The following is a 26,798-nucleotide window of genomic DNA, read 5'->3' on the forward strand; positions in this document are numbered from 1 at the left end:
GCTCTGCGCCGATTTCGTCTGAACGATTGTCGGTTCCTCGCTGTTGTGGGGGAATGCAGCACCGATACCATCTGTCGGCAATAACTCATAGTAAGCACTCGCCGAGCATCCAGGCCGCTGGAAACAACTGCAGGTTTAGTAGTGGCCAGGCAGTGGCAGTCCTACCGACTGTTTTGCCTTATGGCGCATACTTCGAGGCCGAGTTCATGGCGCGGCTAGGGATCTGGTCGATTGCCGCCCGCCCCTGGCACGTACAAAAATCACAGCAAAAAAGCTTGCTCGATCGCATCAGGCGCAAGATCGAATACGCCAAGGCGCAGGTCCGTGCGAAGATCGAGCATCCGTTCCGGGTGGTCAATCGCCAGTTCGGCTACACCAAGGAGTGCTTTCGCGGCCTGGCGAAGAATGCCGTCCAGCTAACCACGCTGTTTGCGTTGTCGAGCCTGTGGATAGCGCGAATATAGTTACTGATTGCAGGAGAGGTGCGCTTGTAATGCAGGGAGTCTCCTTTGGGAAGTGCTCCTCAAGGGTGAGCGCATGAATGCGAAGGGAGAAAGTGAGCTGGCTGGATTGTTGATAAAATTTCTGTTTGTTGATGTAATTGAGAGTGGCCTGGGCTAATTTAGGCCTTCTTATATTAATTGACGCATCTTGATCTCGCAGGAAATCGCAGATTTTGAAAGATACCCTGAAAGTGGATGGTCGTGATATTTCCAGGCCCGTGAAGAGTAGTGTTTTTGTTCGCTTGTTTCATGGGGGGAAGTGGGCGTTCATTTTTCGCTTCATGACCTCAATTATCGGATTCTTGGTCAGTATGCTTTTGGCAAGAATCTTGTCGGTTTCGGATGTTGGGCAGTATTTCTTGGCGCTTAGTGCTGTGTCGATACTCTCTGTCGTGGCCTTGTGTGGCGTTAATTTTTCTGCTGTCAAGTTGGTGGCGGAGTCTGTTGAGTTGAAAATGCTGGAGCAGCTTAAGGGGGTTTTCTGGGGGTGTTCCGCGGTAGTTTTTTTGGCTTCTTGTTTGGTTTCTTTTTTGTTCTATGTTTCTTTGAATGGCCTAGAATTTAATTTTGGAGGGCTGAGTTATTTAAAGGGGGATATGGCTGCGCTAGTGGCTGTTTGGATGGCTTTGTTTTCAATTCAGATGTTTTTTGCCGAATTTTTTCGTGGGCTGCAGGATGTTTTTAGGGCGTCAATTTTCAGTGGGTTTTTGTCGGGATTGTTGACGCTTATGACCTTGTTTTTTTGCTGGGTAAATAATTATACGGGGTCGTTGAGGTCGGTTGTTATTGTAGTAATAATTTCAAACTTACTGGCATGCATTATTCCTGGGTGTCAGCTTCTCAGTAAGTTTTGGTCTGTGGATTTTTATATTCCATGGAAGAAAATGTTTATCGTTTCAATGCCGCTCTGGATTACAAATTTAATGCTGGTTGTTTTGCTTCAGGCGGATATTTGGATACTCAGTTTTTATGCGGATGGCTCTGCGGTTGCCTTGTATGGTGCGGCGTCTCGATTTACGCAGTTTTTAACCCTGCCGTTGATGGTTGTGAATATGGCGTTGATGCCAATAATAAGTGAGTTGTATGTGCGAGGGGATATTTCCAGGTTGGAAAATGTCTTGCGCGCAACTGCCTCTATTGCATTTTTGCCTGCGCTTTTTGTTATTATCGCATTTTTATTTGTTGGTCGTGATGTGTTGGGTGTCGTGTATGGTTATGAATACTCGGATGCCTATTACGTCTTGTTGATTCTGAGTGCTGGGCAGTTGGTGAGTGTTGCATGTGGGTCTGCTGGCTATGCATTGATGATGACGAACAAGCAGCAGGCGATGATGTGGATCACTGCCTCCTGCGGCGCGCTTTCTGTAATGCTTAGCTTGGTGTTGGTTTCTAATTATAACGCGCTCGGAGTTGCGACCGCTTCTGCGCTCGGTCTATCTCTCCAAGGTGTTCTCATGCTGATTTGGGTTAGAGGTGGGCTTGGAGTCTGGACTGCTCCAGTGGTCGGCCTGTTGCTTAGGCCTCATAAGATTTTAAGTTATTTCGATTAATTTTAAAGGGATTGGTTGTGTCTGAAGGGTATCCAAAGGTCTCTCTGGTTGTTCCTGTTTATAATGCGGAAGGGTATATAGCGGAGGCGATAGATAGTATACTGGCGCAGTCTTATGAAAATATCGAACTAATAGTCATTGATGATGGCTCGTCTGACGGGTCACTTAAGATCATAAATGCGTATGCCGATCGCTGTACTGTAATCTCACAGGAAAATCGCGGTCAATCAGCGGCGCTTAATGCCGGCTGGCAGATCAGTACGGGAGATATGCTTGGCTACTTAAGCGCAGACGATAAGCTTGAGAGTGATGCTATTGAATGCTTGGTTTCTGCTTGGAGAGCTCAACCGGAAGCGGTGATGGTATACCCGGATTACTGGTTAATAGACGAGTATTCCCGTGCTTTTCGCCTTGTCGAGGTGCCATCCTTCGATTATTCGGATGTGGTGCTCAGAGGTGTCTGTCCTGTGGGGCCTGGTGCTTTATTTAAGCGAGAACTTCTCGAGTTGACGGGGGGGTGGGATTGTCAGTTAAGGCAAATTCCTGATTATGATTTTCTGTTGCGGGTTGGTCTGTTTGGCAATGTGTTGCATGTTCGCAAGGCATTGGCAGGTTTTCGCGTTCATGGTGGTTCCCAAACCTTTGCTGCTTCGGATGAGGCGAAGGCAAGAGAGTATCACTATGTATTGGATAAGTTTTTTTCTCGTGATGATGTGCCTGCTGTTTTTCGTGATAAGCGACCAATGGCCGAGGCTAACTCACTTGTCTTGATGGCTCGATTGCATTTGCGTGCGGGGCGCTACCTGAGAGCGCTCGGCTGCTTGAAGCAGGCTTATAGTCTTATAGGGGTTGCTGTTCTTAATTATAGAAGCATTCGTTTGTTGATTAATGGTGTTTTTGGTCGGGCGCTCCATGGGTTTCGAGTGGCATACTCAAAATGGATTTGAATAAAATTATACGTTCAGGCCTCAAGGGCGAGTCAGGGGTGGTAATGGGCGAATTGCTTCTGACGGTGTGTTCTAGAGAAATTTGGCTTTCTATTTTTACAGCCGCTTTCCTCTTGTTGTGCTTTGGTTCGTTTTTTCATTATCCCGGGAGTGCTCTTGTACTCCTGTTCTTTCAGCTGGCTTTCCTTTTGATGTTCATGCTGGCCTGGATGCGCCCGTTTGTGGGTTCTTACTTCTTTTTGGCATTATTCTTGTTTCTGGGGTTTTGCCTTAAATTCAATGTTCATCTTCTTGTTGAATATCCATTCGTTGAGCCTGTCGGTGATTTTGATGGGGCTCCCGAGGATTGGGATAGAGCCTTAACTGGGGCGGCAGTTGCTGCTTTAGGGGTCTTGGTGTTTAGGGTTTTGCAATTAGCTAGATACTATTTTTATCCTTCGACTGGGTCTGTTGCAGGTCAGATGGTTCCTGCTTGGTATTCGAAACTGTCCGGGGGTGTCTGGGCTGTCTTGATACTGTTCTTCATTGTTTTGTACGTGGCGAATTATTTTTTTGCTTTTTTCCAGACTGGGGTAAACCCGCTTCACGCGCTTCCTTTTGGCTTGGGTGCTGTGCTTGCATGGCTTTGCTATTGTGGTGCAATTGTTGCTCTTTATCTTGTGTTGGACTGGGAGTCTGCTCGAAGAAAAGACCGTACGTGGCCAATTGTGTGGTCACTTTGTTTATTTGGTGTGTTGGTGTCTGTGTCGTTGGCCAGCAGGGCGACAATGATCCTGATCTTCTTAAGTGTTTCTGTGGCTTTGGTTTTTCATAAGAAAGACCTGTTTCTCCAGTTGTTGAGAGTTTGGCGGTGGAGAATTCTGATTTTGCCGGTTGTGTCTCTGTTCATTAGCCTCGTCCTCGTTTCTTGGTTTAGGATGAATACTTACAACTATGAGCCCGCAGCGGTTTCCGCTGTGCAGGCTGCGGATCAGATAGCGTCAGCTCAATTCGAGGAGGCGAGCATTACGCCAACGTTAATGCTTGTCGAGGTGATGCGTCTGAGTGTTGACCGTTGGATCGGACTTGAAGGGATGTTGGTGTTTTCGGTAAGTGATGCGCGTGGGTTATTTATGTTGAAGGGTATTTTGAGTGAGAGCCCGAACGCGGGCGTCAATTCAATCTATCAACAACTCTCTCGCTCGCCTTATAAGTTTTTAGAGAATTTTACTTATCTGACTTTGCCAGGAGCGCCGGCGCTATTGTTTTCAAGCGGTTCGTTGATAATTACTTTTGGTGGTATGTTTTTGCTTACGGCTCTTTTGGGTTTGTTTGATGGCTTCACTTTTTGGGCGTCGCAGAGTAGGTTCGTGACTTCCTGGATAGGAGTTCTGATGGCCAATGCTGTATGTCAAATGAACTCTCCCTATCTGTGGGTTGTGTTTGTTGTGGAGTCTTTTTTGGCTCTGAGTGCTCTCGCTTTTATTATTAGGAGGGCATGAGATGAGCGTTGGGCATTCGGCTGATAAAAAGATTGTTTGTGTAACGGGCGGAACTGGTTTCATTGGGTCCTATCTATTACCTGCCCTATTAAGCCAGAAAGATATAGGCGTGCGGGTTTTGCAAAGGTCGGTTGCTGCGAAAGTATCCGAGCAGGTGACGACTTTTAGTGGTGATCTTCTTGATAGAGACAGTTTGGCCAAGTTTTTGAGCGGGGCTCATAGTGTTATCAATCTTGCTCTGCCATCAGTGGAGCACGGCGAAAAAAGTATATTGGCCGTACAAAATCTTGCGCAGATGAGTCGTCATGCTGGTGTTAAACGGATGCTTCATATTAGTACTGCCATGGTTGTCGGCTCCTCGGGAGGAACTTGTGTAAACGAGGACACACTGTGTAAGCCCATTAATGCATATGAGCGTCATAAGTTTCTTGCTGAGCAAGTCATTCAGCAGGAGTTAGCCGGCAGTGTTGATCTAGGCATCCTGCGCCCTACCGCTGTTTTTGGTACCGGGGGTAAGAATTTGCTCAAGTTGATTGGTGTCATCGCTCAAGCCGCTCCGTGGTACAGGCTCTTGCTTCGATTCGTTCACGGGGATAGGCGCATGCACCTTGTCAGCGTTGAGGATGTTGTCGCCGCTATTGTTTTTCTTACCATGAGTGCACGTTCACTTGAGGGCAACATTTTCCTTATCTCTGCGGACCATGAGCCATGCAATAACTATCAGGCAATAGATGCCATCTTGGGGGGGGAGATGGGTAAGCCCATGCCAAAGCGTTCAATGTGCCTGCCGCACTGGGGGTTGCGATTGTTGTTGGCACTGGCAGGGCGATCTCAATCCAATCCACAGCTTATTTATGACAGCAGCAAGCTGCAGTCGTGGGGGTTTCAGCGCAAAACCGACTTCGAAAGTGATGTGAAACGGTTTGCGTACAGCTATAAGGCAGAGAGTCGTTCCTGATGAAAGTGCTGCATGTTTCGGACGCTATCGATCCTTCCTTGGGGGGCGGGACGGCGGAGCGTACTTTTCAACTGGCTCTAGCGCTGCATCGAGCAGGTGTTGGCTGCACGGTGCTTTGTACGAATCTTGGACTGGGTAAGAAGCGCAAGGCCGAGCTCCAGGCGATCGAGCTGATCGCCGTGCCGACTTTGATGCGAAGGTTTCTGATTCCGCGAATTTCATTGAAGCGCATCAAGGCGCTGGTGGCGGATGCGGATGTCGTGCATGTCACCGGGCACTGGAGTGTTCTGGGGGCGCTGGTTTGTTTGGCTGCCCTTCGGCTGGGGCGCCCCTATGTTTATTGTCCTGCTGGGTCGTTGCGAGTCTTTGGGCGATCCGCTCCGTTGAAGCGGCTCTATAACGGGCTTGTTGGTAAGCGGATTGTCCAGGGCGCATCTCGTTGCCTGGCTGTGACCGAACTTGAGCGGGAGCAGTTTCACGAGTATGGGGTGGCGGATTCCCGAATCGGCCTGTTGGCAAATGGCGTGCACCCCGACCCCGATATGATTGCTGACCCTCAGGCCTTCAGGGATCGTTATGGTTTGGATGGCGGACCGCTCATTCTTTTTCTTGGCCGCCTCAGTCCTATCAAGGGGCCTGATCTGCTTTTGACGGCCTTCTGCAAAATTGTTTCGCAACTGGGGGCGGCCAAACTTGTGTTCGCCGGGCCCGACGCGGAGCTGGGTGAGCAATTACGCGCTAGGGTTGTTGCTGCAGGATTGTCCGAACGTGTGGTGTTCACAGGGTTTCTGGCTGGGCAGGACAAGCAGAGTGCTTTGGCTGCTGCCGATCTTCTGGTCGTGCCGTCTCGTCAGGAGGCCATGTCATTGGTTGCCTTGGAAGCAGGCCTGTGCGGAACCCCTGTGTTGTTGACCGACCAGTGTGGTTTCGATGAGGTGCAAAGCATGGGTGGTGGGGGTGTAGTCAGGGTGGATGTCGATGAGTTGGCCAAGGCCATGCACGTCATGCTGCAAGACCCACAGGAGCTGCGTGCCAAGGGTGAGCGTTTACGCGAGCTGGTGCTATCCCGTTACACCTGGGACGGGCTGACACGGCGTGCGCTGGCGCTTTACGGCGATCTTAAGTCCGCGCGTTAGAAGCGTAGTGCCTGGCGTGGCCAACTGAAAGTGAACAACCTTGAAGTTATTACTCGTTTCCCAGTATTTCATCCCTGAAAACTTCATCATCAACGACGTGGTTCGCATGCTCTCCGCTCAGGGCCACGAGGTCGTCGTTGTGACAGGCAAGCCCAACTATCCGGACGGGGAGGTATTTCCCGGTTATCGGGCGGGTGGGGTTCAGCGCGAGTTATTTTGGGAAAAGGTCGAAGTGATCCGTGTGCCGCTTTGGCCGCGAGGCAATGGTGGTGCTCGTAATTTGATCCTGAATTACCTTTCATTTGTGTTCTCCGGCCTCGTCTTCTGTCCGTGGCTGCTAAGAAAGCGTGAGTTCGACGCTATCCTGGTGTTTGCGCCGTCTCCGATCACCCAGGTTATTCCGGCTATCCTGCTCAAATGGCTGAAGAGGGCTCACCTGGCCGTATGGGTTCAAGATCTGTGGCCGGAGAGTCTGGCGGCCACTGGGTTCGTCAGGCTCCCGCACCTTCTCAAGGCGGTTGGCTATCTCGTCAGGGGAATATATGCAGGGTGCGATACCTTGCTGGTTCAATCCCGTGCGTTCGTCGAGCCTGTGGCTCGCTATGCGCGGCGGGAAAAGATCATCTATTACCCCAATTCAATGGATATTCAGTCGCCGACCGTAGCCGTGGAGAGGATTTCGCCCGAATTGGCCGGGGACCTTGAGCAGCATTTCAGTGTTGTTTTCGCGGGCAATCTGGGTACGGCCCAAGCGCTCGAGACTCTACTCGAGGCAGCTATTCAACTGAAACACGACCCGGAAGTCCGCTTGGTACTCGTCGGCAGCGGCAGCCGGCTCGCCTGGCTGCAGGCGCAGAAGCAGGCACACCAACTGGATAATTTGCTGCTACCTGGGCGCTTTCCAATGGAGACGATGCCGCAGATTTTCGAGCGTGCGGATGTTTTGCTGGTGTCGCTCAGGGATGAGGAGATCTTCGCTCAGACAATTCCGAGTAAAATCCAGGCCTATCTTGCCGCCGGGCGACCGGTTATTGCCTCGCTGCGAGGCGAGGGCGCGCGCGTCGTGATGGAGGCAGGGGCGGGAAGGGCTTGCGAACCCGATGATCCCGCTGCTCTGGCTGCGCTGATCTGCACCATGAAGAATCTACCTGCCGTTGAGCTTCAAGCCATGGGGCGGGCCGGTAAAGCGTATTTCTATGAACATTTCGAGATGAGCAGTCAGGTGACGCGCCTGGTTGAGATTCTCGATACCCAGCGCAAGGAGCGACAGTCGTGCGTGTATTGATAGTGGGCGTAACGGGCATGCTAGGCAGTGCCGTACTCAGGACCTTAAGCCAGGATCCGGAACATGAGGTCTGGGGCACGCTGCGTAGCGCCGGCGCGCTGCGGCATTTTGCCGAGCAGGACAGGGGGCGCTTGCTGAGTGGGGTGGATGTGCTCGACCAGGATGCGCTGGTCAGCGTGCTGGAGCGTATCCGTCCGGATGTGGTCATTAACTGCGTAGGCCTGATCAAGCAGTTGGCCGATGCCAAAGACCCGCTTTCGGCTTTGCCGATTAATGCCATGTTGCCGCATCGCTTAGCGAGGCTTTGCGGACTGGCAGGCGCTCGCTTGATTCATGTGAGCACGGATTGCGTGTTCTCTGGTCGTAAGGGTGGGTATGTCGAAGCTGATATCTCCGATGCCGAAGACATCTATGGCAAGTCCAAGTTTATTGGTGAGCTTCATGAGGTAGCGCATGCGATTACGCTGCGTACGTCGATCATCGGTCATGAACTCGGCAGCAACAATGCCTTGGTCGACTGGTTTCTTGCGCAAGAGGGCCCGGTCAAGGGTTATGCCAAGGCCCTCTTCTCCGGGTTGCCCACGGTCGAGCTGGCTCGGGTAATGAAGGACTATGTGATCCCGAGTCCCGAACTGCATGGGCTCTATCATGTGTCGGTCGAGCCGATCGACAAGTTATCGCTGCTCAGGCTGGTGGCGGAAGTGTACGGAAAGAAGATCGAAATCATTCCAGATGAGCAAGTCTGTATCGACCGCTCATTGGATTCGTCACGCTTTTGCCAGGCAACCGGTTATGTGCCGCCGACTTGGTTCGAACTGGTCAAGATGATGCATGACCAGCGTTAATTTTTATATTTTCTAGTTTGGTGACTGTTTATGTTCGATGACAAAGTCTTGATGATTACCGGCGGTACTGGTTCGTTCGGTAATACCGTGCTGAAGCGCTTCCTCGATACCAACGTCAAGGAAATCCGGGTGTTCAGCCGGGACGAGAAGAAGCAGGAGGACATGCGCATCGCCTTGGCGAACGATAAGGTCAAGTTCTACATTGGTGATGTTCGGGATTACAGCAGCGTGGCACAGGCGATGGTCGGCGTTGACTATATCTTCCACGCTGCGGCTCTGAAACAGGTGCCTTCCTGCGAGTTTTATCCAATGGAGGCGGTCAAGACTAATGTCATCGGTACAGAAAATGTGCTGAATGCTGCAATTGCCACAGACGTCAAACGGGTAGTAGTGCTTAGTACCGATAAAGCGGTGTACCCGATCAATGCCATGGGCATCTCCAAGGCGATGGCGGAAAAGCTTATGGTCGCCAAATCGCGGATGATTCCAGAGTCTGGTCCGGTTATTTGCGCGACTCGCTACGGTAACGTGATGGCTTCGCGTGGCTCGGTGATCCCGCTGTTTATCAGTCAGCTCAAGAGTGGCGAGCCACTGACTGTAACCGATCCGAACATGACCCGCTTTCTGATGTCGCTGGAGGATTCGGTCGATCTTGTATTGCATGCATTCGAGCATGCTGAGCAGGGCGACATCTTTGTGCAAAAGGCTCCCGCTTCAACGGTGGCGGATCTTGCTCAGGCGCTCAAGGAGCTGTTTTCCCGCGAAAACCCAGTCAAGGTTATCGGCACTCGGCATGGCGAGAAGCTTTATGAGTCACTGATTTCCCGCGAGGAAATGGCCAAGGCCGAAGACATGGGGCGCTATTACCGAATTCCGGCGGATAACCGGGACCTCAACTACAAAAAGTTCTTCGTTGAGGGAGAGCAGCATATTTCCGAACTGGATGACTACACCTCGCACAATACCGAGCGCCTGAACATTCAAGGTATCAAGGATGTATTGCTGAAGCTGGATTACATTCAGGAGCAGCTCGATGCTTAAGGTAATGACGCTGGTTGGCACTCGCCCGGAGCTGATCAAGATGAGCCGCGTGATCGCGGAGTTGGATAAGCAGGTTCAGCACGTTCTGGTGCACTCGGGGCAGAACTACGATTTCGAACTGAATCAAGTGTTTTTCGATGATCTGGAAATTCGCAAGCCGGATCATTTCCTGGGGGCTGCTGGCGATACCGCGGCAAAGACCATCGCCGAGGTGATTTCCAAGGCCGACGAGGTATTCGAGCTGGAAAAGCCTGATGCGCTCTTGCTGTATGGCGACACCAACACTTGCTTAGCGGTGATTGCGGCCAAGCGCCGGAAAATTCCTGTCTTTCACATGGAGGCTGGAAATCGTTGTTTCGATCAGCGCGTGCCGGAGGAGCTGAACCGCAAGGTGCTCGACCATTTGAGCGATATCAATATGGTGCTGACCGAGCATGCTCGCCGCTATTTGATTGCCGAAGGTATTCGCCCGGAAACCATCATCAAGACGGGCTCGCATATGGAGGAGGTGCTGGACTACTACATGCCACGAATCCAGGCGTCTGATGTGCTGGTTCGGGAAGGGTTGGAGGAGGATAAGTTTTTCATCGTCAGCGCCCACCGGGAAGAGAACGTCGATACGCCGGAGAACCTGCGGGACTTGTTGGAAACTCTGCGAGCGCTGGCTGAGACCTATCAGTACCCGATCATCGTTTCCACGCACCCGCGCACGCGTAAACGTTTGGAGGCTCTTGGCGAATCGCTGGACCATCCGCTGATTCGCTTCGTCAAACCCTTCGGTTTGTTGGATTACATCAAGCTGCAGATGTCGGCGTTCTGCGTGCTCTCTGACAGTGGCACCATTACCGAAGAGGCTTCGCTGCTGAACCTGCCGGCGATCACCATTCGCAATGCCCATGAGCGGCCTGAGGGCATGGATGAGGGCACACTGATCATGAGTGGCCTGAGAAAGGAACGTGTGCTGGAGGCGGTGCGTGTGTTGACCAGCCAGCATGATCGTGCCCGGCGCGTGATTCCCGTGGTGAAGGACTATCAGGCGGGGCCTGTTTCGAAGCAGGTCGTCAGGGTAGTGCTCAGCTACACGGACTACATCAACCGCACTGTCTGGTCGAAAGCCTGAGCATTCCCGAGGTAAAGAGATGCGTGTTTTGTTGACCGGCGCCACCGGCTTCGTCGGCCGGGGATTGCTGGAAAGGATGTCCACTTTGGTCAACCTGGAGCTGGTCGCGGCGGTGCGTAGTAGGCCAGCATCAGGGCTTCCCGAGCATGTTGCGAGCCGGCAGATTGCAGGGCTTGAGGCTGGTACTGACTGGCGAAAGGCGTTGGAGGGAATCGAAGCGGTCATTCACAGTGCCGCTCGCGTTCACGTCATGCACGATCAGGCGTCCGACCCGCTTGCCGAGTTCCGCAAGGTCAATGTCGACGGCACATTGAGCCTCGCTCGCCAGGCCGCGGAGGCGGGTGTGCGCCGCTTCATCTTTATCAGTTCGATCAAGGTCAACGGCGAAGGCACGCCAGTAGGTGCGCCCTACATTGCCGATGCTCAACCGGCACCGGCGGACCCTTATGGCATTTCCAAGATGGAAGCTGAACAGGGTTTACGTGCGCTTGCCGCCGAAACTGGGATGGAGGTTGTGATTATCCGTCCGACGCTGGTCTATGGGCCGGGGGTGAAAGCCAACTTCTTGAGCATGATGCGTTGGCTGCACAAGGGGGTGCCGTTACCGCTGGGAGCCATCCCAAATAAGCGCAGTTTGGTGGCGCTGGACAATCTGGTGGATCTGATCGTGACCTGCATCGATCATCCCGCCGCTGCTAACCAGACCTTTCTGGTCAGCGATGGTGAGGATTTGTCCACCAGCCAATTGCTCAGCCGGATGGGGCAGGCGCTGGGTAAGCCGGCGCGGCTGTTGCCGATTCCCACCTGGATGCTGGCGCGTGCTGCAACTTTGTTGGGTAAGACGGCGGTTGCTCAGCGCTTGTGCGGCTCGCTACAGGTCGATATCAGCAAGACGCGTGAATTGCTGAACTGGTCTCCGCCGATCAGCGTTGATGAAGCGCTGCGTAGAACGGCCAAGCATTTTCTGGAACATCAAACTCGATGAGCATCTGGTGGTTGCTGCCGGCCATGGCCGGCGTTTCTGTATTTTTGACGGGCGCCTTGCGCCGATACGCCTTGGCGCGCAGCCTGATGGATATTCCCAATGGCCGCAGTTCGCACTCGGTGCCCACGCCGCGTGGCGGCGGGGTGGCGATTGTGCTCAGTTTTCTGGCAGCGCTGCCTCTATTGGCCTTGGTTGGTGTAATGGCATGGCCGGTGATGTGGGCCTTGCTGGGCGCGGGTGCCTGGATCGCCGTGGTGGGGTTTCTCGATGACCATGGTCATATCGCTGCGCGCTGGCGGTTGTTGGCGCATTTCATCGGTGCCGGTTGGGCACTGGGCTGGTTGGGTGGTTTGCCGTCGCTGGTGATCTTCGGCTTCGACCTGGAGCTGGGCTGGCTGGGTTATGCGCTGGCGGCGTTTTACCTGGTTTGGTTGCTCAATCTGTATAATTTTATGGATGGCATTGATGGTATCGCCAGTGTCGAGGCGATCTGCGTGTGCTTGGGTGGCGCGTTGCTCTATCTGTTGCTGGGCGAGGGGGCTACCGCCCTGGCGCCCTTGTCGCTGGCGGTGGCGGTGGCGGGCTTCCTGTTCTGGAACTTCCCGCCGGCGCGCATCTTTATGGGCGATGCCGGCAGTGGCTTTCTCGGTATGGCGTTGGGTGTGCTCTCGCTGCAAGCCGCCTGGGTGGCGCCGCAGTTGCTGTGGAGTTGGTTGATCCTACTCGGGGTGTTCATCGTCGATGCCACTTGGACGCTGTTTCGCAGGCTGCTGCGGGGCGATAAGGTGTACGAGGCGCACCGCAGCCATGCTTACCAGTACGCATCGCGCCAATTTGGCAAGCACTTGCCGGTGACGCTGGCGGTTGGGGCGTTGAACCTTTTCTGGTTGCTGCCGATTGCGCTTTGGGTCGGGCTTGGTGGAGTGGATGGCGCCTTGGGAGTGTTGGTGGCTTACCTACCCTTGGTGTGGTTGGCGGTAAGGTTCAAGGCTGGGGAACGGGAGTAGTGTCCCTCACCCCTGATCCCTCTCCTGGCGAGAGTGCAAGGTTGAGTTCGTTGCTGGGCGTTACGAATGCTAACAGTGAGTAGGATGGAACCCTTGTGGGGTATGCCGTTTACCCAGTGTTGATTCCGGGCGTGGCTGAGTGTTTGGCGCTGAAGATTAACTGCGTTGCGGCCGATCTGTGTATTGGGTTGTTAAAGATTTCGAGGACGCTCTTGTGTTAAGGACTGCTGATAAGTTGCGCGAAGGGCTGTTGCGGCTGCCGCGCCGTTACAAGCGCTTGTTGCAGGTGACCACCGATGTGGCGCTGGTATGGGCCGCTTTGTGGTTGGCATTTGTCGTGCGCCTGGGCACCGACAACCTGATTCAGCCGTGGGGAGGGCAGCTCTGGCTGTTTGTGGTCGCCCCGCTGATTGCTATCCCGCTGTTCGTCAAGTTCGGCATGTACCGGGCGGTGATGCGCTACTTCGGTAACGACGCGCTGCTCGCTATCGCCAAGGCTGTCACCCTGTCTGCCTTGTTTCTCGCGCTCGCGGTGTATTGGTACCGCGGTGCTCCAGAAGTTGTACCGCGCTCATTGGTGTTCAACTACTGGTGGTTGAGCCTGGTGATGGTCGGCGGGTTGCGCCTGGGAATGCGCCAGTACTTTATGGGCGACTGGTTCTCAGCCAGCCAACCGATGCCGTTTATGAACCGTGCTGACGGTTTGCCTAAGGTGGCAATCTATGGCGCTGGGGCTGCCGGTAACCAGTTGGTGGGGGCCTTGCGGATGGGGCGCGCGATGCGCCCGGTGGCGTTCATCGACGATGACAGCGGCATTGCCAATCGGGTAATTGCCGGACTGCGGGTGTTCAAGCCCAAGCATATCCAGCAGATGATCGAGGATACGGGGGCGCAGGAGATCTTGCTGGCAATTCCTTCGGCCTCCCGCGGGCGCCGGCGCGAGGTGTTGGAGCTTCTTGAACAGTTCCCGCTGCATGTGCGCAGTGTGCCGGGCTTTATGGATCTGGCCAGTGGCCGGGTGAAGGTCGATGACATCCAGGAAGTGGATATCGCCGACTTGCTCGGACGTGATGCGGTTCCGCCGCAACAGGAGTTATTCGAACGTTGCATTCGTGGTCAGACCGTTATGGTGACGGGCGCTGGAGGCTCGATCGGTTCCGAGTTGTGCCGCCAGATCATGGCGAGTGAGCCCACCACGCTGCTGCTGTTCGAGCACAGCGAATTCAATCTGTACAGCATTCATGCCGAGCTTGAGCAGAGGATCGAGCGTGAGTCCTTGCCGCTACGGCTGGTGCCCATCCTGGGCTCGATCCGCAATCCAGAGCGGCTGTTGGACATTATGCGGACCTGGCAGGTGGACACCCTCTACCATGCGGCCGCCTACAAGCATGTGCCGATGGTGGAGCACAACATTGCCGAGGGGGTGCTGAACAACGTCATGGGTTCGCTGTACACCGCTCAGGCTGCGGTGCGGGCCGGCGTTGAGCATTTCGTGCTGATTTCCACCGACAAGGCGGTGCGGCCGACCAACGTGATGGGCAGCACCAAGCGCCTGGCTGAAATGGTTTTGCAGGCGTTGAGCCGGGAATCGGTTCCGGTGCTGTTTGCCGACAAGGATGCCGTCCATCAGCTCAACAAGACCCGTTTCACCATGGTGCGTTTCGGTAATGTGCTGGGTTCTTCGGGATCGGTGATTCCACGGTTTCATGCGCAAATTCGTCGCGGCGGGCCGGTGACGGTCACGCATCCCAATATCACTCGTTACTTCATGACCATTCCCGAGGCCGCTCAGCTGGTGATTCAAGCCGGCTCGATGGGGCAGGGAGGGGATGTGTTCGTGTTGGATATGGCCCAGCCGGTGAAGATTCTCGAACTGGCGGAAAAGATGATTCACCTTTCCGGCCTCAGTGTGCGTTCGGAGAAGAATCCTCACGGGGATATTGCCATCGAGTTCAGCGGCTTGCGTCCTGGCGAGAAGCTGTATGAGGAATTGCTGATCGGCGATAACGTCAGTCCGACCGATCACCCGATGATCATGCGCGCCAATGAGGAGCATCTGCCCTGGGAGTCTCTCAAGACGGTGCTGGCAGCATTGCTCGAGGCCGTTGAGCAGGACGATTACGCTAAAGTGCGTCAGTTGCTGCGCGAGACGGTCAACGGCTATGCCCCGGAAGGGGAGATCGTCGACTGGATACATCTGCAGCGCCGGATCGAGCCCTGATCGTTGGCACGTTTGGCAAAGGGGGGGAGCGGCTAAGTTAGACTCTGCGGCTTTAGGTTCTGTACGGAAAGTGCCTGGGGGGATTCGGCTGTTACTCCGCTCCGTTGCGCCTTGCCTGATCTTCGCTCGAAGACTTTTCGTTGCGGTCTCAGAGGAGAGGTTAACGGCCCTCGGCAGCGGGCGTTGAGCCCGCTCACAGACAAAACTGTAACGACTTCGGGACGCGACCAGGGCGCTGGGCTCGTGCGCGCCAGCTGAGCCCCGCGAACCACTGTTCAAGGCTACAGGCTGGAGCCAAGCCGCGTAAAAACTAGCAAGCCAGACTGTCGGCTTGGCGATAGAGCATCAGCAGCTTACGCGTGATGGTCTGTTGGATATCGTCACGCTCGAAGGCGGAGAGGCGCGTGAGTTTGTTTACCTGCAGGCGGTGTAGGTGGATGTAGGGCATCTGCTGGTCGAACTCGCGTAGATCGCCCTTCATCATGATGGGCAGGAAGACATCGCCGATCTTCTTCTGGCTGCTGATGATCTGCGCCAAGGCTAGCTTGAACGGCATGGTTTTGGGCGCTGGGCCACCCCCTTTGATTTGCGTGGTCAGCAACAGCCCAGGTTTGCCCAGGACCACTCCCGGCAGCACGCAAAGCCCGGTCTTGCGCACGGCGCTGGCCTCGATGCCATGCAAGGTATCGTGAAAGGCATAAGCGTCTGGCAGCACCACCATCTTGCGGCCGAGATCGCAGGGGAAGTGCAGGGTGTAGTTGGTATACAGCAGGCGTACTGATTCCGAGTACACACAAAGGCGGTTCTCGAACAGCCGAATGAAACGCTCGGCCAGTTCGCGGCGGGCCATGCTGTCCAGATCCCAGATCAGGTCCTGATTCTGCGGCTGTTTGAGATCGACTTCCTGGTGCTCCATGTTGCTCATGCTATCCCTCTCATACGCGCAATTGCCCTAACCAACGGTTCAACTGCTCGGCCAACTGGTTCAGCTGTTGGCTAGCGCCGCTGGACTGTTGCGCGGCCAGTGCATTGTTGTGGGTCAGACTAGCCGCCTGGATAACAGTTTGGTTGATATTTTCCATTGCGTGCGACTGTTGCAGCCCCGGCACTGGCGATCGAGGCATTCAAGCCGGTCAGGTTAGGCAGTGACTGGCCGAAGCAGGGCAACGCTATTGGCCTTAATGGCAGCAGCGATTATTCAGGATGTCTGTTAGCATTTCGGCCGCCAAAGCGGCAAACCTAAGCGCCTGCTGGTCTGTCGTTCCGCTTTGGAGCCTACTTTGTTGCCCGCGAGTCTTAGACTCGCTACGCCGCACGACCACCAAATAGATTGATTCGCGATGCCTGTGGCATTGCACCACGGGGGATTGCATGGATCTTTGGACCGCCGCGCAAGCGTTGATTTTGGGCCTCGTTGAGGGACTGACGGAGTTTTTGCCGATTTCCAGCACCGGTCACCAGATCATAGTCGCCGACTTGATCGGTTTCGACGGCGAGCGGGCCAAGGCCTTCAACATCATCATCCAGCTCGCCGCGATCCTCGCGGTGATCTGGGAGTACCGACGCAAGATCCTCGATGTGGTCGTCGGCCTGCCGAAACAACAGCAGGCGCAGCGCTTCACCGCCAATCTGCTGATAGCCTTTATTCCCGCGGCTATCCTTGGTGTGACCTTTGCCGATGCGATTCAGCATTATCTGTTCAACCCCATTACCGTCGCTGCGGCGCTGGTGGTAGGCGGGGTGGTCATGCTCTGGGCCGAGCGCCGCAAGCATGTGATCCGCGCCGAGAGCGTCGACGACATGTGCTGGAAGGACGCCCTCAAGGTCGGCTGCGCCCAGTGCCTGGCGCTGATTCCGGGCACCTCGCGCTCCGGCGCCACCATTATCGGTGGCCTGCTGTTCGGCTTGTCGCGCAAGGCGGCCACCGAGTTCTCCTTCTTCCTGGCGATGCCGACCATGGTCGGTGCGGCGGTTTACACGGGGTACAAGCACCGTGAGCTGTTCCAGCCAGGCGATTTTCCGGTATTCGCCTTAGGCTTCGTCGCCTCCTTTGTGTTTGCCATGCTGGCGGTGCGCCAACTGCTGAAATTTATCGGCAACCACAGCTACGCGGCGTTTGCCTGGTATCGCATCGGCTTTGGGCTGTTGATTCTGGCGACCTGGCAGCTCAGCCTGATCGACTGGAGCACGGCGCAACACTGATGTGCCGGAGGCTCCCGGCGGGACCATTGAATCCGTCTAGCGAGACCAGTATGTCGCCCACCGAGCGTTTCGACGGCCCCGAGCAAACCGCCATTACCGGCGAAACCGTGCTGCGCTACCACTATTGCTGGAAGCGCCGGGATCTCGACGGGGTGATGGCGCTCTATCACCCGGATATCGAATACAACGACTTCTTCCAGAACCGCGTGATGCACCTGGCCGAGTTGCGCGACTACGTGCGCCTTACCATGCCGCGTGGCCCGGAAGAGGCGCTGGAACATAGCGACCGGATTCGGCTGGATGGGGACACAGCCTTTATCCAATACCGGATCACCTTGCGTGGCGGCGAAGGGCTGGTGTCGTTCCGAGCCAGTGAGGCGCTGACCGTGCGCGATGGCCTGATCTGGCGGGTCAATGAATACGCCTCGTTGGTGCATGAAAGTCGTGCGCTCAACGCCGCAGCCGACAGCCGTCCGGCGATCAGTCGCCTGGGCCTGTCGGCGCGGCAGTTGGGTTTCCTGGCGCAAGACCTGCAGCAGTATTTCGAGCGCGATCAACCCTATCTCGACCCCGAGCTGAATCTGCAACAAGTGGCGACTAACAGTGGCTACAGCCGCAACCAGATTTCCTACCTGCTTAATCAGGTGCTCGGGCAGAGCTTCTACCGCTATGTGAACCAGGCGCGCCTACAGCATTTGCTGGCCGCGCTGGCAACGGCCCCGCAGCCGGTACGGATCGACGAACTGGCCTTCGCGGCGGGTTTCAATTCCATGTCCGCCTTCTATAGCTGCTTTCGCCAGCACACCGGGCTGTCGCCCAAGGCCTATTTAAAACTGAATGCCGGCGAGCAAATTTCTTTGCGGGCACGCGCGCAAGACAAGCCCTGAGCTGAGCCACTAGTCTCTTTCGGAATACAGTCCAACCCTGGAGTTTCCGAATGAGCGCCTGGCGCAACATCAGCCTGTGGATGGATCAGCTTGACGACGAACTGAGCGCACGTCCGGCTCTGGATGGCGCGCTGGAGGCTGACGTCGCGATCATCGGCGCAGGCTATACCGGGCTTTGGACCGCGTATTACCTCAAGCGTCAGGCGCCACAATTGCGCATTGCCATAGTCGAGGCCGAGACCGCCGGCTTTGGCGCCTCCGGGCGCAATGGTGGCTGGCTGATGGGCAATATCCTCGGCGAGGATCGCCTGCTTGCCGGCCTGCCAGCCGAGCAGCGGCGCGCTGCCTTCGACCTGCTGCACGGCATTCCCGACGAGGTGGCGGCGGTGCTCGAGCGTGAAGGCATCGCTTGCGACTACCGCAAAGCCGGGGTGCTGTACTGCGCCGCGCGTTACCCGGAACAGGAAACCAGCCTGCGCCAGTGGCTGGAACACCTCTATGGCCAGGGCCTGAGCGAAGCGGATTATCGTTGGTTGAGCCCCGCTGAACTGAGCCAGCAACTGCGTATCGCCAACCCTTTCGGGGCGATCCACACCCCGCACTGCGCGACCATCCAGCCGGCCAAACTGGTTCGTGGCCTGGCCCGTAGCGTTGAGCGCATGGGCGTCCAACTGTTCGAAAAAAGCCGCGTCACCGACTGGCAGCCGGGGTTGATTCGTACCGCGCGCGGCACCGTCAGCGCCCGCTGGGTGGTGCCGGCGGTGGAGGGCTATGCGGCCAGCCTGCCGCCCTTGGGGCATTACCAGCTACCGGTGCAAAGCCTGTTGGTCGCGACCGCGCCCTTGCCGGCCGCCACCTGGGCCGAGATCGGCCTGGATCGCGGCCAGGCCTTTAGCGAGAGTAGCCGTCAGGTCACCTACGGCCAGCGCAGCGCCGATGATCGCTTGGTGTTCGGCGCCCGCGGGGGCTATCGGTTCGGCGGCAAACTGCGCTATGACTTCAATCTCAGCGAGGACGAAGTCGGCTTGCGCCGCTACCTGTTCGGCGAACTCTTCCCGCAGTTGAAAGACGTCGAAATCACCCATTCCTGGGGCGGCAACCTGGGCATGTCGCGGCGTTTCCACCCGCACATGCTCTGCGACCGCAAGAATGGCATCGCGCTGTCCGGTGGTTATGGCGGTGAAGGCGTGGGCGCCAGCAACCTCGGCGGGCGGACCCTGGCGGATTTGATTTTGGCCCAGGACAGCCTGCTCACCCGCCAGCCCTGGGTGCTCAAGGACGACGCCATTCAGGCGCTGAAAGCCTGGGAGCCCGAGCCCTGCCGCTGGCTTGGCTACAACGCCATCATCCGCAGTTTCGTGCATGAGGATCAGGTGCTCGTCAACCCCCACAGCCCCGTTTGGAGACGCAAGCTCGCCAGCCGCCTGGCGGACTTCATGGAAGGTTTCATGCGCTAGAACCCCGCTGGTTACTGACTAGCGGACGATCAACAAAAAGGTACTCGAACCATGAGCATCACCCACTTTAAAAGCACCGCCAGCGTGGCCCTTGCCGACTCTGCACCGGTAGCCGTGCCCTTGAGCGAGACCATCGCCATCGCCTCGACAACCAGCGTGGAAAGACCCGATGGCGTCGAGACCGGCATCTGGGAGTGCACGCCCGGGCGCTGGCGCAGGCAAATCGTGCAGCAGGAGTTTTGCCACTTCATCCAGGGCCGTTGCACCTTCACCCCTGACGGCGGCGAACCCCTGCAGATCCAGGCTGGCGATGCGTTGATGCTGCCGGCCAACAGCACCGGTATCTGGGATATCCACGAAACGGTACGCAAGACCTACGTGCTGATTTTCTGAAGCCGCTGTAAGCACCGCTTCAAGCAACCGCTAACCACAAAATCCTTAACCACAACAAAATCAAAGTAAGGGATAAACATGCGAAAGCTGATAGCACCACTGATGCTGATGGCCTCGATGAGTCAGGCCGCTGAAACCGTCAAGATTTACAACTGGTCCGACTATATCGCCCCGGATACCTTGAAAAACTTTCAGGCGCAAAGCGGCATTCAAACCACCTACGACGTTTATGACAGCAACGAAACCCTCGACGGCAAGTTGATGACCGGCAAATCCGGCTATGACGTGGTTTTTCCGTCTAACCACTTCATGGCGCGGCAGATCCAGGGCGGTGCGCTGAAGAGGCTGGATAAGAGCCAACTGCCGAACTGGCAGAACCTCAATCCGGTGCTGCTCAAAGCGCTGGAGAGCAACGATCCGGGCAACCAATACGGCTTCCCCTATCTGTGGGGCAGCACCGGCATCGGTTACAACGTGGCCAAGGTCAAGGCCGTGCTCGGCGACGATGTGGCGCTGGACTCCTGGGACCTGATTCTCAAGCCAGAGAACATGAAAAAGCTCAGCCAGTGCGGCGTAGCCATTCTGGACAATGGCCCGGAATTGCTGCCGGTGACGCTCAACTACCTGGGCCTGCCGCATCACAGCAAGAATGCGGCGGACTATAAAAAAGCCGAAGCGGCCTTGATGCAGGTGCGTCCTTATATCCGCTACTTCCACTCCTCGAAGTACGTCAGCGATCTGGCTAACGGCGAGATTTGCGTAGCGGTGGGCTTCTCCGGCGACATCATGCAAGCCGCAACCCGTGCCAAAGAAGCCAAGAATGGCGTGGATATCATCTACTCGATCCCCAAAGAAGGTGCGCCTATGTGGTTCGACATGGTGGCCATGCCCGCCGATGCCCCGGATGAAAAAGCGGCCTACGCCTTCATGAACTACCTGCTACGCCCCGAAGTGATGGCGAAGATCAGTGATTATGTGCGCTACGCCAACGGCAACGAGAAAGCCGATGGGTTGGTCAGCACCGAGCTCAAGGCCGATACCAAGGTCTACCCCAGCGCAGGCACCATGACCGCGCTATTCGCCCTGGAAGCCATGCCGCTGAATATCGACCGCGTCCGTACCCGTCTGTGGAGCAAGATCAAGTCAGGTAACTGAGTCGTTGCCCTGCGTCAGCTGTTCTCGCTGGCGCAGGGCGGTCTTTGCCGACGGGCAAAGAGAGGCGCATGCCTCGTCGGCCACATCTCACTGGGTAAGCCTGATCAAGGCCCAGGCCGATCAGTCCAGGTCGAGCAGTAAACCAACCTGGCGGATCTTCGGCAGCTTGCGCACCACCAGTTGATGGGAGCGGGTGAGCAAGTCTTTCAGCTCCGCCTCGCTCAGCGGGTAGGGCGCCGTCATGCTGATCCAGTGCGCGCGCGCGAGGTAGGGCGCCGGGCGAATACCGGGGCGGTCGACATAGCCGAGGAACAGTTCGCTATCCACCTTGAACGCCAGGCCATCGCCGAGAAAGTCGAGGATGGCGATCATCTTAGTGCCGGCGATGGAAAACACCCGGTTGTTGCCCCACTTGAGGTCTTCACGGACGCCGGGCAGTTGCAGCAGGAACGAGGCGACGGCGGCGGGTGTCATGCTTGACTCCAAGTCGAGAGCTGATTCGGTTAGCGGCAGGTTGCTCATACCGGTTGGGTCCAGTCACTCTTGAAGGCCTCGGTCAGATGATCGATCCAGGCGCGTACCGTGGGCGACATGCCGCGTCGATGCGGATAGACCGCCTGTAAATAGCCGCTGGGCAGTGTCCAGTCGGGTAACAGCTGTTGCAGTCGACCATCCGCCAGCTCCTCCTGACAATACATTGACGGCAGCATGGTCAGCCCCAGGCCGGCCAGCGCGGCGTTCTTGCGCACGAGAAAATCATCGATACCGAGGCGGGCCTCGAGGGCTATGTCGCGTTTTCCGCCATCCATGCCGAGCAGGCGGAAATGCACCTTGCGGTCGGTTTCCAGGGCGCCGAGAACCGGCAGCTTGCTCAAATCCTGCGGTTTTTCGATGCTCTGCCCGACAAGCAGTGAAGGCGCCGCGACCAATACGGCCAACGCCGGGCGCAGTTTGCGGGCGATCAGCGCCGGGTCTTCATCGCCCTCATCGCGCACGCGCAGCGCCACATCTATGCCTTCGCCGAGCAGATCGACGCGCCGATTGAGGAGCAGCATATCCAGTTGCACCTGCGGGTAGGCGCTGAGAAAGTCAGTGATGATCTGCGGCAGGTAGGACTGCGCCAACACCACTGGGCTGGACACCCGCAGGCGCCCGCGCGGCTCGCTGGAAAGGGTGGCGACGGCTTCATCGGCCATCTCGGCTTCCAGCAGCATGGCCTGGCAATGGCGGTAGTAACGCTCACCAATATCGGTCAGCGACAATTTGCGGGTGCTGCGCTGCAGCAGGCGCGCACCCAGGCGGTTTTCAAGCTCGGCGATGCGCCGTGACAGCCGCGACTTGGGGATGCCCAGCAGTCGGCCAGCAGCCGCAAAGCCGCCGGCTTCCACCACTTTGGCGAAATAGAACAGATCGTTAAGGTCTTGCATGGCTTTATCGTCCTATGAGTGGGACGAACTATCACATTTTCACCAGCTAATACGCTATTGGTTTCATTGGTAGGCTTTGTCCCACTCGATCGCCAGCCCGCGATTCCTACTTGGGAGAACGCCATGAAACTTTTGCACCTCGATTCCAGCATCCTCGGCGACGCATCCGCTTCGCGCCAGCTCAGCCAGACCGTGGTGGCAGCTTGGCAGGCAGCAGAGCCGGCGGCCAAGGTCAGCTACCGCGACCTGGCCGGCGATGCCCTGAGCCACTTGTCGTCCGCCAGCCTGGTGGCTGGGGGTACTCCAGCTGAGCTGCGGGATGCCGCGCAGAAGCACGAAGTCGAACTGGCTGAGTCGACCCTGCAAGAGTTCCTGGAGGCGGATGCCATAGTGATCGGCGCGCCGATGTACAACTTCAGTGTGCCGACCCAGTTGAAAGCCTGGATCGACCGCATCGCGGTGGCCGGCAAGACGTTCGCCTACGACGAGAATGGCCCGAAAGGCCTGGCCGGCGGTAAAAAGGTGGTGATCGTCTCCACCTCCGGCGGGCTGCACGCGGGCCAGCCGACTGGCGTGGCTCATGAAGATTACCTGCTGGTGGTGCTTCGTTTCCTCGGCATCACCGACATTGAAATCATCCGCGCCCATGGCCTGGCCTACGGCGAAGAGCCGCGCGCCAATGCCTTGAGTGCGGCTAATCGGCAGGTCAGTGAGCTGTTCGCCGCTGCCGTTGCCTGAGTCACACAGCAGCACATGAATAAAAACGCCCCGTCGAAACGGGGCGTTTTTATTCATGCGTTACAGCTGTAATCAGACCACAACGCCCTGGCTACGCAGGTAGTCGTCGTAGGTGCCGCTGAAATCGATCACACCGCTGGCGGACAGCTCGATGATGCGCGTGGCCAGGGAGGATACGAACTCACGGTCATGGCTGACGAAGATCAGCGTACCCGGATAGTTCTCCAGCGCCAGGTTGAGTGCCTCGATGGACTCCATGTCCAGGTGGTTGGTCGGTTCGTCCATGATCAGCACGTTGGGCTTTTGCAGGATCAGCTTGCCGAACAGCATGCGGCCCTGTTCACCACCGGAGATGACCTTGACCGATTTGAGGATCTCGTCGTTGGAGAACAGCATGCGGCCGAGGGTGCCGCGCACCACTTGCTCGCCACCCTGAGTCCAGCGGCCCATCCAGTCGAACAGGTTGCTCTCGTCTTCGAAGTCGTCGGCGTGATCCTGGGCGTAGTAACCCAGTTCGGCGCTTTCGGTCCATTTCACCGAGCCGGCGTCCGGGCTCAGTTCGCCGACCAGGGTGCGCAGCAGGGTGGTCTTACCGATGCCGTTCGGGCCGATGATGGCCACCCGCTCGCCGGCTTCCACGGTGAAGCTGAAGCCTTTGAACAGCGGCTTGCCGTCGAAGCCTTTGGCCATGTTTTCCACATGCACGGCCTGGCGGTGCAGCTTCTTGGTCTGCTCGAAACGAATAAACGGGCTGACGCGGCTGGACGGCTTGACCTCGGCCAGCTGGATCTTGTCGATCTGCTTGGCGCGCGAAGTCGCCTGCTTGGCTTTCGAGGCGTTGGCCGAGAAGCGGCTGACGAAATTCTGCAGCTCGGATATCTGCGCCTTCTTCTTGGCGTTGTCGGACAGCAACTGCTCGCGCGACTGGGTGGCGGCGGTCATGTATTCGTCGTAGTTGCCTGGGAACAGACGCAGCTCGCCATAATCCAGGTCAGCCATGTGGGTGCACACGCTGTTGAGGAAGTGCCGGTCGTGGGAAATGATGATCATGGTGCTGTTGCGTGTGGTCAGGATGCTTTCCAGCCAACGGATGGTGTTGATATCCAGGTGGTTGGTCGGTTCATCCAGCAGCAGCACTTCCGGATCGGAGAACAGTGCCTGGGCCAGCAGTACACGCAGTTTCCAGCCGGGCGAGACTTCGCTCATCGGGCCGAAATGCTGTTCGATGCCGATGCCCAGGCCGAGCAGCAACTCGCCGGCACGGGATTCGGCGGTGTAGCCGTCCATTTCGGCGAATTCGGTTTCCAGTTCGGCCACGGCCATGCCGTCGTCTTCGCTCATTTCCGGCAGCGAGTAGATGCGGTCGCGCTCGGCCTTGACCTTCCACAGTTCTTCGTGGCCCATGATCACGGTATCGATCACGCTGAATTCTTCGTAGGCGAACTGGTCCTGGCGCAATTTACCCAGGCGCACGTTCGGTTCCAGCATCACCTGGCCACCGGAGGACTCCAGATCGCCACCGAGGATCTTCATAAAGGTCGACTTGCCGCAGCCATTAGCCCCGATCAGGCCGTAACGGTTGCCGTTGCCGAACTTGACGGAAACGTTCTCGAACAGGGGTTTAGCCCCGAATTGCATGGTGATATTGGCGGTGGAGATCACGAATCTGGTCCAGGAAGCGAGCGCACGCAGCGCGAAAGGGTCGCGATTGTAGCGGTTTAGGGCGCTGAAGGGCAGTTCTGGAGATAGACGGATTGAGTGGTGCTTTTAAACAGCCTGTTGAAAACGTAGCGAGCGCAGTAGTTTTCAGCTCACTCGCGATAAAACACCTGCACCAGGTGAAAGCCGAACTGGCTTTTCACCGGGCCGTGGACTTCCCGCAGAGGCTTTTTGAAGATCACCTGATCGACCGCCCGCACCATCTGCCCTGGGCGCACCTCACCGAGATCGCCACCGCGTTTGCCCGAGGGGCAGGTCGAGTATTTTTTCGCCAACACATCGAAGGCCTCGCCATTGGCGATGCGTTTTTTCAGCTCGGCGGCTTCGGCTTCGGTTTTGACCAGAATGTGGCGAGCCATTGCTTTGGCCATGATCGATTTCTCATCTGAACGGATACTGCCATTGTGCCAGGAATGCGCTGGCTTTATCGTGCAGCCGCCGCTGCTGATACGTCTGATCAATACGCCGGATGTCGGCGCAAAGTGGCCTAACGAATAATTACACTGCCTTGCGGATGCTTACCCATGGACCTTAATCCAATGCTGAAAATCCTGGCCAGCCAGGATGGTTCTGACCTCTATCTGTCCACCGGGGCGCCGCCCTGTGCCAAGTTCAACGGCGTGCTCAAACCGCTCGGCAGCGAGCCGCTGAAAGCCGGCGAAGTCGCGGCCATCGCCGACTCGATCATGGATTCGGCGCAGAAGCTCGAGTTCGAGCGCGAGTTGGAGATGAACCTGGCCATCTCGTTGGCACATATCGGTCGCTTTCGCATCAACATCTTCAAGCAGCGCAACGAGGTATCCATCGTCGCGCGCAATATCAAGATGGAAATCCCCAAGTTCGAAGACCTCAAATTGCCGGAAGTGCTGCTCAAAACGGTGATGGAGAAGCGCGGTCTGGTGCTCTTCGTCGGCGGCACCGGCTCGGGTAAATCCACCTCCTTGGCGGCGCTGATCGACTACCGCAACCGCAACAGTGGCGGCCACATCATCACCATCGAAGACCCGGTCGAGTACGTGCACCGGCACAAGAAGTCGATCATCAACCAGCGCGAGGTCGGCGTGGACACCCGCAGCTTCCACGCCGCGCTGAAGAACACCCTGCGTCAGGCGCCGGATGTGATCTTGATCGGCGAGATTCGCGACCGCGAGACCATGGAACACGCCCTGGCTTTCGCCGACACCGGCCACCTGGCGATCTCGACGCTGCACGCCAACAACGCCAACCAGGCGCTGGACCGCATCATCAACTTCTTCCCGGAAGAGCGTCGTCCACAGCTGTTGAATGACCTGGGCAACAACCTCAAGGCCTTCGTCTCCCAGCGTCTGGTAAAAACCAGCGACGGCAAGCGCCGGGCGGCGGTGGAGGTGCTGCTCGGCACGCCGACCGTGCGTGACCTGATCAAGCGCAGCGAGCTCAGCGAGATCAAGGAAATCATGGAGAAATCCAAGAACCTGGGCATGCAGACCTTCGACCAGGCGCTGATCGATCTGGTCCACGAAGGCGTCATCGACGAAGAAGAGGCGGTGAAAAACGCCGACTCGGCGAACAACGTGCGACTCAAACTCAAGCTCTACCGCGAGGCACCGGTGGCCCCGGCCCCCGTTGCCGCGCCAGCCGCTGCCGTTGTCGCACCAGCCAAGGTCGCCGATGCCGGCGATTGGGGGCTGGAACTGAGACTCGAAGAGCTGGAAAAAGACGCTCCACCGGAAGATCCGGGCCGGCGTGGGATTTGAGTAAC

General features: G+C 56.8%; 24 protein-coding genes and 2 pseudogenes. 20 read left to right on the plus strand and 6 right to left on the minus strand.

Translation table 11 applies throughout. The features are described from left to right. Positions 1 to 200 precede the first annotated feature (200 nt). The 13 genes and pseudogenes from FFS13_RS14195 to FFS13_RS14255 form a co-directional block, all read left to right on the plus strand. Positions 201 to 464, plus strand: a pseudogene (locus tag FFS13_RS14195) (transposase); the annotation flags it as partial. A gap of 212 nt (positions 465 to 676) precedes the next feature. After that, on the plus strand, positions 677 to 2,053 hold the full coding sequence (locus tag FFS13_RS14200) for a flippase (RefSeq protein WP_137819734.1): 1,377 nt from the start codon (positions 677 to 679) through the stop codon (positions 2,051 to 2,053). A gap of 17 nt (positions 2,054 to 2,070) precedes the next feature. Beyond that, positions 2,071 to 3,000 carry a glycosyltransferase gene (locus FFS13_RS14205; protein ID WP_171006494.1) on the plus strand — a complete coding sequence of 310 codons (930 nt, stop codon included), beginning with the start codon at positions 2,071 to 2,073 and terminating at the stop codon, positions 2,998 to 3,000. Next, positions 2,991 to 4,481 carry a hypothetical protein gene (locus FFS13_RS14210; protein ID WP_137819736.1) on the plus strand — a complete coding sequence of 497 codons (1,491 nt, stop codon included), beginning with the start codon at positions 2,991 to 2,993 and terminating at the stop codon, positions 4,479 to 4,481. The genes FFS13_RS14205 and FFS13_RS14210 overlap by 10 nt, the downstream gene beginning before the upstream one ends. 1 nt (position 4,482) lies before the next feature. Continuing rightward, positions 4,483 to 5,439: an NAD(P)-dependent oxidoreductase gene (locus tag FFS13_RS14215; protein ID WP_137819737.1), complete on the plus strand. Its 957-nt coding sequence runs from the start codon at positions 4,483 to 4,485 to the stop codon at positions 5,437 to 5,439. Then, the gene (locus tag FFS13_RS14220) at positions 5,439 to 6,575 is read left to right on the plus strand and encodes a glycosyltransferase (protein ID WP_137819738.1); all 1,137 of its coding nucleotides are present in this window, start codon (positions 5,439 to 5,441) and stop codon (positions 6,573 to 6,575) included. Before FFS13_RS14215 ends, FFS13_RS14220 begins: the two co-directional genes overlap by 1 nt. 40 nt (positions 6,576 to 6,615) lie before the next feature. Continuing rightward, positions 6,616 to 7,860 carry a glycosyltransferase family 4 protein gene (locus FFS13_RS14225; RefSeq protein ID WP_137819739.1) on the plus strand — a complete coding sequence of 415 codons (1,245 nt, stop codon included), beginning with the start codon at positions 6,616 to 6,618 and terminating at the stop codon, positions 7,858 to 7,860. Then, complete coding sequence (locus FFS13_RS14230; protein WP_137819740.1) at positions 7,848 to 8,705, plus strand: SDR family oxidoreductase; 858 nt, start codon at positions 7,848 to 7,850, stop codon at positions 8,703 to 8,705. Before FFS13_RS14225 ends, FFS13_RS14230 begins: the two co-directional genes overlap by 13 nt. Before the next feature lie 30 nt (positions 8,706 to 8,735). Continuing rightward, positions 8,736 to 9,746, plus strand: coding sequence for a polysaccharide biosynthesis protein (locus FFS13_RS14235; RefSeq protein ID WP_137819741.1), 1,011 nt, complete (start codon positions 8,736 to 8,738; stop codon positions 9,744 to 9,746). Continuing rightward, positions 9,739 to 10,866: a non-hydrolyzing UDP-N-acetylglucosamine 2-epimerase gene (gene wecB / locus FFS13_RS14240; RefSeq protein ID WP_137819742.1), complete on the plus strand. Its 1,128-nt coding sequence runs from the start codon at positions 9,739 to 9,741 to the stop codon at positions 10,864 to 10,866. Before FFS13_RS14235 ends, wecB begins: the two co-directional genes overlap by 8 nt. 19 nt (positions 10,867 to 10,885) lie before the next feature. Next, complete coding sequence (locus FFS13_RS14245) at positions 10,886 to 11,851, plus strand: SDR family oxidoreductase (protein ID WP_137819743.1); 966 nt, start codon at positions 10,886 to 10,888, stop codon at positions 11,849 to 11,851. Then, positions 11,848 to 12,858 carry a glycosyltransferase family 4 protein gene (locus tag FFS13_RS14250; RefSeq protein ID WP_137819744.1) on the plus strand — a complete coding sequence of 337 codons (1,011 nt, stop codon included), beginning with the start codon at positions 11,848 to 11,850 and terminating at the stop codon, positions 12,856 to 12,858. Before FFS13_RS14245 ends, FFS13_RS14250 begins: the two co-directional genes overlap by 4 nt. Positions 12,859 to 13,072: 214 nt before the next feature. Continuing rightward, the gene (locus FFS13_RS14255; RefSeq protein WP_137819745.1) at positions 13,073 to 15,079 is read left to right on the plus strand and encodes a nucleoside-diphosphate sugar epimerase/dehydratase; all 2,007 of its coding nucleotides are present in this window, start codon (positions 13,073 to 13,075) and stop codon (positions 15,077 to 15,079) included. 310 nt (positions 15,080 to 15,389) lie between these two features. On the opposite strand, the gene FFS13_RS14260 is transcribed toward FFS13_RS14255, so the two are convergent. Together FFS13_RS14260 and FFS13_RS14265 are read right to left on the minus strand one after the other, a co-directional pair. Next, positions 15,390 to 16,004: a hypothetical protein gene (locus tag FFS13_RS14260; protein WP_137819746.1), complete on the minus strand. Its 615-nt coding sequence runs from the start codon at positions 16,002 to 16,004 to the stop codon at positions 15,390 to 15,392. 10 nt (positions 16,005 to 16,014) lie between these two features. Then, positions 16,015 to 16,237: pseudogene (locus FFS13_RS14265) on the minus strand (methyl-accepting chemotaxis protein); the annotation flags it as partial. Between the two features lie 213 nt (positions 16,238 to 16,450). On the opposite strand from FFS13_RS14265, the gene FFS13_RS14270 reads away from it, so the two are divergent. The 5 genes from FFS13_RS14270 (at position 16,451) to FFS13_RS14290 (ending at position 21,173) form a co-directional block, all read left to right on the plus strand. Further along, on the plus strand, positions 16,451 to 17,281 hold the full coding sequence (locus FFS13_RS14270) for an undecaprenyl-diphosphate phosphatase (RefSeq protein WP_137819747.1): 831 nt from the start codon (positions 16,451 to 16,453) through the stop codon (positions 17,279 to 17,281). A gap of 50 nt (positions 17,282 to 17,331) precedes the next feature. Continuing rightward, a complete protein-coding gene (locus tag FFS13_RS14275; RefSeq protein WP_137819748.1) occupies positions 17,332 to 18,168 on the plus strand; it encodes an AraC family transcriptional regulator in 837 nt (278 codons plus the stop codon). Positions 18,169 to 18,218: 50 nt separating this feature from the next. Next, positions 18,219 to 19,625: an FAD-binding oxidoreductase gene (locus FFS13_RS14280; RefSeq protein WP_137819749.1), complete on the plus strand. Its 1,407-nt coding sequence runs from the start codon at positions 18,219 to 18,221 to the stop codon at positions 19,623 to 19,625. 51 nt (positions 19,626 to 19,676) lie between these two features. Continuing rightward, positions 19,677 to 20,018: a cupin domain-containing protein gene (locus FFS13_RS14285; RefSeq protein ID WP_137819750.1), complete on the plus strand. Its 342-nt coding sequence runs from the start codon at positions 19,677 to 19,679 to the stop codon at positions 20,016 to 20,018. A gap of 78 nt (positions 20,019 to 20,096) precedes the next feature. Then, positions 20,097 to 21,173 carry an extracellular solute-binding protein gene (locus FFS13_RS14290; protein WP_137819751.1) on the plus strand — a complete coding sequence of 359 codons (1,077 nt, stop codon included), beginning with the start codon at positions 20,097 to 20,099 and terminating at the stop codon, positions 21,171 to 21,173. Between the two features lie 120 nt (positions 21,174 to 21,293). Here the strand turns inward: FFS13_RS14290 and FFS13_RS14295 are convergent, their stop codons facing one another. Next, on the minus strand, positions 21,294 to 21,647 hold the full coding sequence (locus FFS13_RS14295) for an MmcQ/YjbR family DNA-binding protein (RefSeq protein WP_137819752.1): 354 nt from the start codon (positions 21,645 to 21,647) through the stop codon (positions 21,294 to 21,296). A gap of 44 nt (positions 21,648 to 21,691) precedes the next feature. Continuing rightward, the gene (locus FFS13_RS14300) at positions 21,692 to 22,600 is read right to left on the minus strand and encodes a LysR substrate-binding domain-containing protein (RefSeq protein WP_137819753.1); all 909 of its coding nucleotides are present in this window, start codon (positions 22,598 to 22,600) and stop codon (positions 21,692 to 21,694) included. A 123-nt stretch (positions 22,601 to 22,723) separates the two neighbouring features. Between FFS13_RS14300 and FFS13_RS14305 the strand changes: the two genes are divergently transcribed. Next, on the plus strand, positions 22,724 to 23,338 hold the full coding sequence (locus FFS13_RS14305; RefSeq protein WP_137819754.1) for an FMN-dependent NADH-azoreductase: 615 nt from the start codon (positions 22,724 to 22,726) through the stop codon (positions 23,336 to 23,338). Positions 23,339 to 23,410: 72 nt separating this feature from the next. Here the strand turns inward: FFS13_RS14305 and FFS13_RS14310 are convergent, their stop codons facing one another. Continuing rightward, positions 23,411 to 25,000 (minus strand): ABC-F family ATPase, encoded by a 1,590-nt coding sequence (locus FFS13_RS14310; protein ID WP_137819755.1) that lies wholly within the window; start codon positions 24,998 to 25,000, stop codon positions 23,411 to 23,413. A 149-nt stretch (positions 25,001 to 25,149) separates the two neighbouring features. Continuing rightward, the gene (locus tag FFS13_RS14315; protein ID WP_137819756.1) at positions 25,150 to 25,428 is read right to left on the minus strand and encodes a peptidylprolyl isomerase; all 279 of its coding nucleotides are present in this window, start codon (positions 25,426 to 25,428) and stop codon (positions 25,150 to 25,152) included. A 153-nt stretch (positions 25,429 to 25,581) separates the two neighbouring features. Here FFS13_RS14315 and FFS13_RS14320 point away from each other — a divergent pair, with 153 nt between their 5' ends. After that, the gene (locus FFS13_RS14320; protein ID WP_171006495.1) at positions 25,582 to 26,793 is read left to right on the plus strand and encodes a PilT/PilU family type 4a pilus ATPase; all 1,212 of its coding nucleotides are present in this window, start codon (positions 25,582 to 25,584) and stop codon (positions 26,791 to 26,793) included. Positions 26,794 to 26,798 lie beyond the last annotated feature (5 nt).

The sequence above is a fragment of the Pseudomonas sp. 2FG genome (assembly GCF_005502935.1).
Taxonomy (GTDB): Bacteria; Pseudomonadota; Gammaproteobacteria; order Pseudomonadales; family Pseudomonadaceae; genus Aquipseudomonas.